The sequence below is a fragment of the Candidatus Coatesbacteria bacterium genome, assembly GCA_014728225.1.
Taxonomy (GTDB): domain Bacteria; phylum RBG-13-66-14; class RBG-13-66-14; order RBG-13-66-14; family RBG-13-66-14; genus WJLX01.
This window is the reverse complement of sequence record WJLX01000101.1, coordinates 38,272-50,114: the sequence shown is the minus strand read 5'-3', so window position 1 is coordinate 50,114 and position 11,843 is coordinate 38,272. Positions and strand designations below refer to the sequence as shown.

Annotated in this window: 11 protein-coding genes; 9 read left to right on the top strand and 2 right to left on the bottom strand. The window is 68.1% G+C overall.

The features are described from left to right. Positions 1-273: 273 nt before the first annotated feature. Positions 274-1,254, top strand: a complete 981-nt coding sequence (locus GF399_07195) for a hypothetical protein (GenBank protein MBD3400100.1) — start codon at positions 274-276, stop codon at positions 1,252-1,254. Between the two features lie 223 nt (positions 1,255-1,477). Here the strand turns inward: GF399_07195 and GF399_07190 are convergent, their stop codons facing one another. Both GF399_07190 and GF399_07185 read right to left on the bottom strand, forming a co-directional pair. Then, entirely contained in the window at positions 1,478-2,002 is a 525-nt protein-coding gene (locus GF399_07190) for an NUDIX domain-containing protein (GenBank protein MBD3400099.1), read from the bottom strand. A gap of 193 nt (positions 2,003-2,195) precedes the next feature. After that, complete coding sequence (locus GF399_07185) at positions 2,196-2,675, bottom strand: hypothetical protein (GenBank protein ID MBD3400098.1); 480 nt, start codon at positions 2,673-2,675, stop codon at positions 2,196-2,198. Between the two features lie 193 nt (positions 2,676-2,868). On the opposite strand from GF399_07185, the gene GF399_07180 reads away from it, so the two are divergent. The 8 genes from GF399_07180 (at position 2,869) to GF399_07145 (ending at position 11,152) form a co-directional block, all read left to right on the top strand. After that, the gene (locus GF399_07180) at positions 2,869-4,527 is read left to right on the top strand and encodes a DUF1957 domain-containing protein (GenBank protein MBD3400097.1); all 1,659 of its coding nucleotides are present in this window, start codon (positions 2,869-2,871) and stop codon (positions 4,525-4,527) included. After that, the gene (locus tag GF399_07175; GenBank protein MBD3400096.1) at positions 4,524-5,240 is read left to right on the top strand and encodes a hypothetical protein; all 717 of its coding nucleotides are present in this window, start codon (positions 4,524-4,526) and stop codon (positions 5,238-5,240) included. The genes GF399_07180 and GF399_07175 overlap by 4 nt, the downstream gene beginning before the upstream one ends. Then, complete coding sequence (locus GF399_07170; protein MBD3400095.1) at positions 5,179-5,859, top strand: hypothetical protein; 681 nt, start codon at positions 5,179-5,181, stop codon at positions 5,857-5,859. Before GF399_07175 ends, GF399_07170 begins: the two co-directional genes overlap by 62 nt. After that, on the top strand, positions 5,846-6,880 hold the full coding sequence (locus tag GF399_07165) for an aminotransferase class I/II-fold pyridoxal phosphate-dependent enzyme (protein MBD3400094.1): 1,035 nt from the start codon (positions 5,846-5,848) through the stop codon (positions 6,878-6,880). The genes GF399_07170 and GF399_07165 overlap by 14 nt, the downstream gene beginning before the upstream one ends. Positions 6,881-7,021: 141 nt before the next feature. After that, entirely contained in the window at positions 7,022-8,065 is a 1,044-nt protein-coding gene (locus GF399_07160; GenBank protein ID MBD3400093.1) for an NUDIX domain-containing protein, read from the top strand. 404 nt (positions 8,066-8,469) lie between these two features. After that, on the top strand, positions 8,470-9,417 hold the full coding sequence (gene fba, locus GF399_07155) for a class II fructose-1,6-bisphosphate aldolase (protein ID MBD3400092.1): 948 nt from the start codon (positions 8,470-8,472) through the stop codon (positions 9,415-9,417). Further along, a complete protein-coding gene (locus GF399_07150; protein ID MBD3400091.1) occupies positions 9,414-10,295 on the top strand; it encodes a hypothetical protein in 882 nt (293 codons plus the stop codon). The genes fba and GF399_07150 overlap by 4 nt, the downstream gene beginning before the upstream one ends. Before the next feature lie 20 nt (positions 10,296-10,315). Then, positions 10,316-11,152: an acetyl-CoA carboxylase carboxyltransferase subunit beta gene (locus tag GF399_07145; GenBank protein ID MBD3400090.1), complete on the top strand. Its 837-nt coding sequence runs from the start codon at positions 10,316-10,318 to the stop codon at positions 11,150-11,152. Positions 11,153-11,843: the final 691 nt, after the last annotated feature.

Sequence of the window (11,843 nt, the reverse complement as noted above, 5' to 3'; positions counted from 1 at the left end):
GTTTTTGCGGAGGCCGACCGTTATCATCGTTTGTAACGGTCGCCGAGATGCAAAAACCGTGCCGGTTCCGGCGGGCCGGGAGTTTGTAGACCCAGCGATTGTTGAAGCTCTCCGCCGGCGGCGCCGTGTTGAGAGCGACGGCAGCGGCTTATTCTCCCGTTGTCGGCGGGAGTTGCCGTTGCTTTTCCCGCGGAAGCAGGCTATACTTATGATTGTTACAACGTCTCAACAATACCTTGCCGGTCACCACCGGACAACCCCGGGAGTTGAAGAATGTCCGAACTGGCCACCCGTTACCTCGGTCTGGAGCTGCGCAACCCCTTGATCGCCGCCAGCTCCGGCCTGACCGCCCGCGCCGAGGGCGTCGAGCGCGCCGTCGACGCCGGTGTCGGCGCCGTGGTGTTGAAGAGCCTCTACGAGGAGCAGCTGCGTGAGGAGGGTGCCGAGCTGCAGGACTCTCTCTACGACGGCGCTCATCCCGAGTCCCAGGCCTACGCCGACGCCGATCTTTCGCTGACCTACGGCACCCGGACCATGGTCGAGCTGATCGAGAAGACCAGGGACCTCGGCGTGTCGATAATCGCCAGCATCAGTTGCCTGTCGGGCAAATGGTGGCCGCAATACGCCGGGGAGGCTCAAGCCGCCGGGGCCCACGCCCTGGAGCTCAACCTGTCGATGGGCGCCATCTTCGCCGGCGCCGAGCCGGCCGAGCTGGCCGCCCATTATCGCAGGATTCTGGCCTCGGTCGTCGAGCGGGTCGAGATCCCCGTGGCCCTCAAGCTCGGTCCCCACGGCGTTTCCGAGCGCTTGATCATGGATCTCCTCGACGACGGCGCCGCCGGCATCGTCCTCTTCCACCGCCCGTTAGGCCCACGGATTGATATCGAAAACCGCGAACTGCGCTACGACTTGCTGCCCAGCCATCCCGTCGAGTTGGGCAGGCCGTTGCGCTGGATCGGCAACCTGGCGGGCAAGGTACCGGGCAGCCTCTGCGGCAACACCGGGGTCCATTCCGTCGAGGGCCTGGTCAGCCTGCTGCTGGCCGGCGCCGACGCCGTCCAGGCGGCCTCGGTTTTCTATCTCAAGGGGCTGGGCTTCGTCAAGGAGCTGCTGGCCGGGCTGGAGGACTGGATGGAACGCCACGACTACGACAAAGTCGAGGACTTCGTCGGTCTGCTGTCCGAGGAGCGGGCTCCCCGTCCCGAGGCCTACGAGCGCACCCAGTACCTGCGCTCCTACCTGGGTCACGACTAGCTCGAGTACACCCTCATGTCCGCGGGGAGGGGCGGGCCGGTACGGTTTTTGCAACGAGGACGGAGCCGGGCGGCTCCGTCCTCGCAAAAACGCGCACCGCTCCCGGGCTCGTCGACGGCGGGCGCGCCGGAGCCGGGACGAACAAATGCTACCGAACTACCAGTAGTTCGTTTGTCCGTGTCATTGCCGAGTGACCGATAGGCCGGGGGCTCCGTACCCCGGCTTACCGGCGTCCGTGCAGCAGCAGGGCGCAGAGCGTTTTGGCGTCGGTCAGCGCGCCCTCGTCCAGCAGTTGCTCGACCTCGGTCGGGGTCGGGGTAAGGACGTCGATCCGCTCGTCGGCGTCGGTGTGCTGGCCGACGTGCTCCAGGCCCCGGGCCCGGTAGAGGTGGATGGTCTCGTTGCAGAAGCCGGGACTGGTGTGGATCGGTCCGAGGTACTCGAGGCGGGCGCAGCGGTAACCCGTTTCCTCGGCCAACTCACGCCGGGCGTCTGCCTCGCGCTCCTCGCCGGGGTCCAGCTTACCCGCCGGCAGCTCGAGCAGGGCGGCCTCGATCCCCTTGCGGTACTGGCGGATGAGGACCAGCCGGCCGTCGTCGAGGATCGGCAGCAGCAGAACGGCCTCGGCGACTTCGACCAGCTCGCGGGTCGCCGTGGCGCCGTCGTCCAGCCGGACCTCCTCGACGCGGACGTCGAGGAGCACCCGACCGGAGTAGACGTGGCGGCTGTTGAGGGTCGCTTCGTGCATCGCGCTCCCGGGTTGTTAGTTCACCGCGGCACCGATCGACGAACCGATCGACGAACCGCTCAACGAACCGCTCGAAGAACCGCTCGAAGAAAGGAGCCGGCGGGCTCCCCGATTGCGCTTCACCGGGTCGCGCTGCGCCGACCCGGCTGAAAAAGAGCGTCCCGGTTCTTGTCGAGAACGATACGACGGGGTTTTACTCCGGCCAGTCCTCCAGCAGCTCCAGGGTGACGGACTGGGCCAGACCGCGGGGGAAGCCCCGGCGCTTGAGGTGGCTGAGCAGCCGCCGGGCGGCGACCTCGCGGGGATATCTGATCAGCTTGGCCAGTTTCTCCCGGGCGGCCTGCTCGATGAGCAGCCCCTCGTCGGGCGCCAACTCGTCCAGGGCGGCGCTGACGTTTTCTTCGTCAACACCGCGCTCGGCCAATTTCCGCCGGATCAGCCGCAGCCCACAGGGGGTGCGGCGCAGCAGGTCGCGCACGTAGGTCACGGCGAAGCGCCGATCGTCGAGGAGCTTCTCCGCGGCCAATTCGCCCAGAATGCGCTCGATCACCGCCGTGGCGAATCGCCGGGCCAGCTTGCGGCCCAGCTCATGGGCCGAATGCTCACGCCGGGCGAGGAATTTGTAAGCCTCCTTGCGACAGCGGACGACTTCCTTTTCATCGAGGGTCTGCATCCTGATTCGGGGCTTTATTGGTGGTTGTCGACGGCGGCTTCCAGCTGTAAAGTGCTGAAATATACTTGTATCGACCAATGATTATAGCAGAAGCGGCGTCGGGGTGGAAGTGGTCGTCGCAGGTCGCCACGGAAGCCTTGTTAAACACTGGGCCAGGCTTTAAGATTGTCGGGTTCAAACACCGGAGCGCTCGATGGCCGACCACGGCAACGTCTGTTTCTACCTTCACGCCCACCTGCCCTATCTGCTGGGCCACGGCACCTGGCCCCACGGCTCGGTCTGGCTCTACGAGGCTGCCGCCGGCGTCTATCTGCCCCTGCTGCGCCGTTTCCATGACCTGGCCGAGGAGGGTGTGCCCTTCGCGTTGGGGCTGGGCCTCACCCCGCCCCTGGCCGAACAGCTCGGCGATCCGCGCTGCGAGAGCGGCCTGCTGGAGTACCTGCGCGGCCACGCCGTCGCCGCGGAGCAGGACGCCGTCGCCTTCGAGGAGCAGGGCGAGCAGGAACTAGCCGCCCTGGCCCGGAACTGGGCCGCCGGGTTCGTCTCCCAGACCCGCTTCTTCGAGAGCCGGCGGCGCGACCTGCCGGGTATCGTCCGCGACCTGGCCACGGGGGGGTGGATCGAACCCGCCGCGAGTTGCGCCACCCACGGCTACCTGCCCCTGTTGGGCCGCGACGACGCCCTGGACCGCCAGGTTCGTCTGGGCCTGCTGAGCTTCCAGCGCTGGGCGCCGGACTGGCGGGGCGGCTTCTGGACCCCGGAGTGCGCCTACCGTCCGGCGCGGCCCTGGCGCCGCGCCCACACCGACGACCAACCGCGCCCGCGGCGGGCCACCAGCGAGGCCTTGACGGGCCACGACGTCGGCTACACCTTCGTCGACGGCCATCTGCTGCGTGCCGAGCCGGCGGCACAGACCCCGGGCGGCGCCGAGGTCCAGGCCCACTACGCCGCTTTTCGCGAGCACCACCACACCCCCTACCCGGATCGCCAGCCCTACGGGGTGACCCGGCTGGAGGGGAGTTCGCTCAAGCTGCTGGCCCGGGACTTCGAAGCCAACCGCCAGGTCTGGGACGGCTTCCTCGGCTACCCGGGTGACCCGCGCTACCGGGAGTTCCATCGGCGGCGCTGGCCCAGCGGTCTGCGCTACTGGCGGGTCACCGGCAAGGAGGTCTACGTGGGGCACAAGGCGCCCTACGAGCCCGAGGCGGCGGCCGCCGCCGTCGAGGAGCACGCCGCCCACTTCGTCGGCTTGCTGGAGCGAGTGACCCGCAAGGCTCCCGGCGAGCGCGCCGTGCTGGCGCTGCCCTTCGACTGCGAGCTCTTCGGCCACTGGTGGCACGAGGGTCCGGCCTGGCTGGAGCGGGTGCTGCGCGGGATCGCCGACTCGCCCCGGCTGGAGGCCGTCACCCCGGCCGCGGCCCTGGAGCGCAACCCGGCCCGGCCCGTGGTGCTGCAGGAGGGCTCCTGGGGCTACGACGGTTTCCACCGGGTCTGGCTCGACGAGCACACCGCGGATTTCTGGGAGCTGGTCTACGACGCCGAGGACCGCCTGGCCGCCGCCGCCCGCGGCCACGTCGGTGAAGACCGCGAGCTGGCCCGGCGCTTTCTCGCCCAGGCCGCCCGGGAACTGCTGCTGCTGGAGAGTTCGGACTGGCCCTTCCTCGTCCACGGCCACTCGGCCAAGGACTACGCCCGGCGGCGCTACAACGAGCACCACGAGTATTGCCTGGCCCTGCTGGAGGGTTTGCGGCAGCTCGACGCCGGCGGGGTCGATCCGGCGGCCGAGGAGCTGCTCTCCCGGCGGGAGTCGACGACGCCCTTCGTCTGGGCCGCCTGGGAGGAGCTGCGATGAGCGACATCGCCCACCAGAGTCTGCTGCGCGCCGCCGAACCTCTCGGCGAGGACGCCTACTTCGGCGCCCTGGAACGGCTCAAATCCTGGTTGGCGTCTGCAGATTCCCCCCTGCCGCAGCATCGGCGGCGCTTCGATCTCTACACCCACAAGAAGGCCAAGTCGATGCGCGAGTACCCGGACCTGCGGGCCTACCTGCGCGCCCGCTGGTATCCGCTCTACGCCTGGGTGCGCGTCGAGCTCTCCGGCGACTACAAGACCCTGACCCTCAAGAGCGGGATGGCCTCCCACACCGGCGCCGACGCCGGTTGGGGACGGATCCTCTGGACGATGGCCGGTCGGTTGTTCATCTACCTGATCTTTGCCCTGATCCCCGTCTTCATGCTGTTGTACCTGCTGGAGGACCAGGACCTGGGCCAAACCCTGGCCTGGATCAGCCTGGCGGTGGCTTTCATCGGGCTGGTGGCCTTCGAGGGCGCCCTGCTGGTCTCGGCACGGCGGGCCCGTGAGCCCGCCTTCCACGCCGAGCTGGAGCGACTGCATCAGGGCGCCCGACGGATCATCCTCGACGAGTTGGAGCTGGAGGTGGACTACACCCTCCAGGTTTCCGGTCCCGGCGCCGTCGAGGCCCCCGCCGGTGCGGAGGGCTTCGATGTGCCGCCGCCGCTCGAGGTCGACGCCGCCGACGAAGAAACGGACGGCGACGATGACTAAGGGTCTCTTCGACAGCCCCGAGGCCCACAGCGACCGTCCTCCGGCGCGGGGCGTCAAGCGCTTGTTGCCCAATTTGCTGTCGGTGACCCGGCTGCTCGTCCTGCCCTTGGCGATGTACCTGATCAGCCTGCCCGACGCCTGGGCCCCGTTGACCGCCGCCGGGGTGATGCTCTTCGGCATGCTGATCGACGCCCTCGACGGCATCCTGGCCCGCCGCTGGAATGCCGTCACCGAGTTCGGCAAGATCCTCGACCCCCTGGCCGACAAGGTCTGTATGGCCGGGGCCACGGTGATGCTGGTCATCCATCGCGGCTTTCCCCTCTGGCTGGCCGCGGTGATCATCGGCCGCGACGTGGCGATCCTCGCCGGCGGATTGATCTGGAAGCAGCGTCTGCGCGACGTGCCGATGTCCAACTACCTGGGAAAGGCGGCGGCCTTCACCGTCGGCGCGACCCTCATCGTCTACACCCTGCGCACCGGGTTGGACTGGCTGGAGGAGCTGACGGTCTGGCTTTCACTGGCCCTGATCGCCGCCTCCCTGGCAACCTATCTGGTCAAGTTCATCCGTCACCTGCGTCGTGACGCCGAAAACGGGGAGGAAAGCGATGCCCAAGATTGAGATCGATCTGCGCTCCGACACCGTCACCCGACCCGATGAGCCGATGCGCCGCGCCATGTACGAGGCTGAGGTCGGCGATGACGTGCTGGGCGACGACCCGACGGTCAAGCGCCTCGAGGAACGCTACGCCGAGCTGGTCGGCAAACAGGCCGCCCTGTTCACCCCCTCGGGCTCGATGGCCAACCAGATCGCCGTGGCCGCCTGGACCCGGGGCGGTGACGAGATCATCTGCGGCGCCCAGTGCCACATCCTGGAGTACGAGTACGGCGCACCGGCCTTCCTGGCCCGGGTGCTGGTCCGGGAGGTGCCGACGTTGCGCGGCGCCCCGGACCCCGCCGCCGTCGCCGCCGCCTACAAGAGCGGCGCCTTCCACTCCTCGCGCACCAGCCTGCTGTGCCTGGAAAACACCCACAACCGCCTGGGCGGCCTGATCGCCGATCAGGAACTATTCCTTTCCCTGCGCCGGTTTGCTGACAAACGTAAGGTGAAAATTCACCTCGACGGCGCCCGGCTGTGGAACGCCCACGCGGCGACGGGGAAAACGATGGCCGAGCTGGCCGCACCGGCCGATTCGGTAATGAGCTGCCTCTCCAAGGGCCTGGCCTGCCCCGTGGGTTCGATCCTGGCCGGACCGGCCGACTTCATCGAAGAGACCCATCGCCTGCGTAAGATCTGCGGCGGGGGGATGCGCCAGGTCGGTATCCTGGCCGCCGCCGGGCTCCACGCCCTCGAACATAACGTCACCCGGCTGGCCGAGGATCACGCCCACGCCCGCCGGTTGGCCGAGGTGCTGGCCGCCGCGGACTGGGCCGAGATCGACCCCGCCGACGTGCATACCAACATCATCATTCCCCGACTGAAGGGCGTCGAGCCGGGACGGATCGTCGAGGCCGCCGCCGCCCAAGGATTGGCCTTCTTCGCCTTCGGTCCCGACAAGCTGCGCCTGGTGACCCACAAGGACGTCGACTCGGAGCAGATCGAACGCGCCGGCGAGATCCTGGCCCGGCTGAGCTTCCGCTGACCCGGAGCGGACGAGACCGCTCTCGACCGGGATGAAACGGCTCCGAACCCGACAGCCAATTCGACCGCTCCAGCCCGGCAGCCGACACCCCTTTCACTCTGCGACCCGGGCGGCGACCTAACTCAACGACGATCCCCGACCATGAGCCACGACCCCAGCCGCGCCTTCGACATCCCCTGCCGCCCCGGTAAGCTGCGCCTGCGCATCCGCGTCGCCGGGATCGTCATCCGCGGCCGGGAGCTGCTGGTCAGCGGCTACCGCATCAACGGCCGCGACTTCCACAGCCTGCCCGGCGGCGGCCAGCAGACCGGCGAACCCGCCACCACCGCCCTGCGCCGTGAACTCAGCGAGGAAACCAGCCGCCCCGCCGCCGTCGGCAAGCCCGCCTACGTCGCCGAAACCTTCTTCCCCGACCCCTTTCACGCCCGACCCCTGCACAACCTCGGCCTCTACTTCCACGCCGACATCGACGGCCAACCCGCCCTCGGCTTCGAGAACCCCGACTCCCCCGAGGCGGCGATCATGACCGAGGTCGCCTTCCGCCACCGCGCCGAACTCGAAGACCTGCGCCTCTACCCGGCCGGCATCGCCCGGGTCCTCGACACCGACTGGGGCCGGCTCGAATCCGGCGGCTACCTGCACCTCGTCGGTACGCAAAACCGCATCGCCGATCGGGTCACCGGCCGGCAGGCCTGGCATCCCGGACGCATCCGGGTGCGCTCCGTCGCCCTGATCTTCGACGCTCACTGGAACCTGCTGGTCGTCGACAACGGACGCCACCTCGCCCTACCCGGCGGCGCCCTCGAACCCGACGAACTGCTGACCGAATGCATCGTTCGCGAGGTCGCCGAGGAGACCGGCCTGCGGATCCGGCCGCTGCGCCTGCTCTACGTCAACGATAACTTCTTCCGCGACGCCTGCTTCGCCCCCGAAGGCCTGCACGAGCTGGGCTGCTACTGGCTCTGCCGCGTCCGCGGCGGCGAGCTGAAGCCACTGCACCGCGAGAAAGACTACGAGCTGCGCTTCAACTGGCGCTCCCTGAACGACCTCGAAGACCTGCTGCCCGCCTGGCTGCCCGACGCCCTGCGACGCGGGGTGAACCAAGGCTGGCCCAAGCCCCTGGGGTACGTCGTCTCCGGCGACTTCCCGGAAAAGCCCCTGGCCGACAACCCGGTGGTCGAGTAACTACCTTACTCCGACAAAGCGATGCCCGCTCTGCGCTGCGCTGATCACCACCCCCACCCCCACGTGCCCGGCCCTGGAAAAGCGGGTATCGGAACAGCGGCACGACTACCGACAAACCTCCGCCGCCGGAACTGGCACGGTTTTTGCTGAGGCGAACCGTTGAGGAACGCTCCAACGGTCGCCGAGTTGCAAAAACCGTGCCAGTTCCGGCGGCGCGGTGTTCCTGGGGGGTTGCGGTTGACCCGCGGCCGCTTTTCCAGGGCCTGGCGCGGGCGCTGCTGGGCGGGCGAGGTGTCCGATGGTCGGCAAGCTTACCCCCCGCTGGCCGCCCGGCGGGGGCCGTGTTATAATCGCCGATACCGATCGAGAGACAGCTTGCCAACAATGATCTAGGGGGGTCAGCGATGCCGCTGTACAATAACGATGATCTGATGCGCGTGGGTTACGAGAAGGGCTTCGCCGTCGGGGCGTTCAACATCAACAACATGGAGATCCTCCAGGGGATCGTCGAGGCCGCCGCGCTGGAGCAGTCGCCGGTGATCATCGCCGTCAGCTCCGGAGCGCTGAAGTACGCCGGTGCGGCCTACCTGGTTGGCATGGCCCGCACCGCGGCCTTCGAGAGCGGCGTGCCGCTGAGCATCCATCTGGACCACGGCGCCGACTACGCCAAGTGCGTCCAGGCGATCAACGCGGGTTTCTCGAGCATCATGATCGACGCCTCTAAGCTGCCCTTCGAGGAGAACGTGGCCGCCAGCAAGCGGGCCGCCGAGCTGGCCCACGCCTGCGGCTGCTCCTGCGAGGCCGAACTGGGCCGTTTGGAGGGCATCGAGGAGCACGTCGAGGTCGCTGCGGGTGAGGCCGTGCTGACCGATCCGGACCAGGCGGCCGAGTTCGTCGAGCGCACCGGGGTGGATTCCCTGGCCGTGGCCATCGGCACCAGCCACGGTGCCTACAAGTTCAAGGGCGCGCCCAAGCTGGACTTCGAGCGCCTGCAACAGATCCGCCACAAGGTCGACGTCCCTCTGGTCCTCCACGGTGCCAGCGCCGTGCCCGACTGGGTCCGCGAGCGCGCCGAGAAGCACGGGGCCGAGCTGGGCGGCAGCAAGGGTGTTCCCGACGCGGCCGTCAGCAAGGCCGTCACCATGGGCGTCAGCAAGGTCAACATCGACACGGACCTGCGCCTGGCCATGCTCGGCGCGGTACGTGAGATTCTGGATACGGATCGCAAGCAGTTCGATCCCCGCAAGTATCTGGGCCCGGCCCGCGCGGCGATCACCAAGGTCGTGCGCCACAAGATGCAACTGCTGGGCTCCAGCGGCAAGGCCGAGCTCTACGGCTGGGATGGCCGATGAAACGTGCCCGCTCTCTCAGTTTGGCGGTATTGGTGCTGGTCTCGGCCGGCGTGGCGGCCTATCCCATCGAGGATTACGCCGGCGGCACGGCCTACCTCGGCCGGGCCTGGCAGGGCGTCGTCGCCGACGACCCGGCCCTGGGCCTGATCAACCCGGCGGTGCTGGGCTTCGCCCCCCGGGCGGACATCCTGCTGCGGGGAGGCGGCGCCGGCTCTTCCGGCGTCGTATTCGGCACTTACGGTATGGCCGTGGTCAAGCCGATGCGTACCGAGTCGGCCACTCTGGGACAGACCAACACCCTGGCCACTCTGGGTTTTTCCCTCGACAACCTCGGTGATGACGGGAGCGATTATCGCGAATCCATCGCCGCCGTACAGGTCGGTGTTCCCGTGGGCGACGTTCTGGCGCTCGGGGTCAACCTCAAGACCCTCTCCCTCGAGAGCCCCGCCGAAGCCGACAACGGCTTCGGCCTCGACCTGGGCCTTCAGGCCCGTTTCGACGACGGCTGGCGGCTGGGTTTCGCCGCAGGTAACCTGATCCCTCCCGGCTTGGAGATCGGTGACGGACGCATCTTCAGCGAACGGTTGCTGCGCGCCGGACTCGCCTACGGCGGATTGTCCTGGCTCCTGCCCGCCGTCGAAGTCCGCTACGCCGCCACCAGCGGAGAGTACGATTACGGAGGGCATCTGACGCTGACCCCGATAGCCGCCGAGAGTTTCCAGCTGGTCCTCAGCGGCGGTTACCGCGTTGAAAGCCAAATCTGGGGCGCCGGGTTGAGCTGCCGTCTGGGTTTTGTCGAACTGGCCGCCGCCCTGTGGGCCGCCGACGATGCGGATGCCGAATTCAGCCTGCGCCTGGCCCTCAGCCCCGATTTCTAGACCACCAACCGAGGAGTTCGATGACCGAGAAGAAGCCTCCCAGCGGACGCGGGCCCGCCGTGCCCAGCGGCTTGATGGTCAAGTGCCCCTCCTGCGCCGAGACCCTGTACTCCAAGCAGCTCGAGGAGAACCTCTACGTCTGCCCCCACTGCGATTACCACGGTAAGGTGCCGGGTCGCAAGCGGGTCTTCCAGTTGGCCGACAAGGGCAGCTTCGCCGAGCACGACGCCGAGCTGCGTTCCGTCGACCCGCTGGACTTCGTCGACCGCAAGCCCTATCCCCAGCGGCTGCGGGCGGCGATCGAGAAGACCGGCGAGGGCGAGGGCGTTATCTGCGGCCTGGCCGAGCTCGAGGGTCTGCCCGTCAGCCTGGCGGTGATGGATTTCAGCTTCATCGGCGGCTCGATGGGCTCCGTCGTCGGCGAGAAGGTCACCCGGGCGATGGAGCGCGCCGTCGAGGAGGGGCTGCCGATGGTGATGGTCTGCACCTCGGGCGGGGCGCGGATGCAGGAGGGTCTGCTGTCGCTGATGCAGATGGCCAAAACCTCGGCGGCCTGCGCCCGGCTGCGCGCCGCCGATCTGCCCTACCTCGTCGTGCTGACGGATCCGACGACGGCCGGGGTGATGGCCTCCTTCGCCCAGCTCGGCGACGTCCATATCGCCGAGCCCCAGGCCCTGATGGGCTTCACCGGGGCCCGGGTCATCGAGCAGACCATCAAGCAGAAACTGCCGCCGGGCTTCCAGCGCTCCGAGTTCCAGCTCGAGCACGGCTTCGTCGACCTGATCTGCCACCGCCACGAGCTGAAAGGCACCCTGGCGCTGCTGCTGCGCCTGCTGGACGGCGGGAACGGGCAATAAGCCCTTCGCTCCCGGACCGAGCTAGGCGCGTAGAGACCGATGATCGCCCACCCTCGCGGCGCTCGGCCTACGGTGTTCGTCAGTCTACCCCTCGTCGGCCGCGCCGTAGTGACAACCTCGAGCACTGCCGGCTCAAGCTGTGTCCCGGCATTGGCACGGCCGTCGCCGGGGTCCGTTCCGCCGACCACCGCTGGATGCTTGCCTCCACGGCCGGAAGACAGCCGGATAACAACTGGCGGGATCACTTGACGGCAACGAGCCGCTACATGCCTGTAACCACTGCTGAGCAAGGCGTTGGCAGCGTGCGGGTCATGCCCCTTGTTTTGTGTTGCCGGGCGGAACCGGGAGGGCTTCAGCATCGCGAAACCGGCTCCGGCGCTCCGGGACTGTTCGAGCCGCCGCCTGTCGCTAACGGTTTCCTCCGGGTTTACCTGCTTACCACCTGGTTCAAGGCCAAGCGGTTGGAACTGGTCCTCGACCGGCTTGCCAAGGCTGTCGGCCAATCCGCTGCCCCGATGGCCCTTTCAGCCTTCACCGTTGCTGAAAAACCATGCCGCGCGCAGCGGAAAGGTTCAGCAGCGTGGGTAACGCCTGACTGTTATCGCTTGACGCCGGGATAGGGCCGCCGTCCCGGGGGCGGTGACTACTCCCCGTCGTTCTCACCACAGCCACCGTGGACCCCGAATCCGTC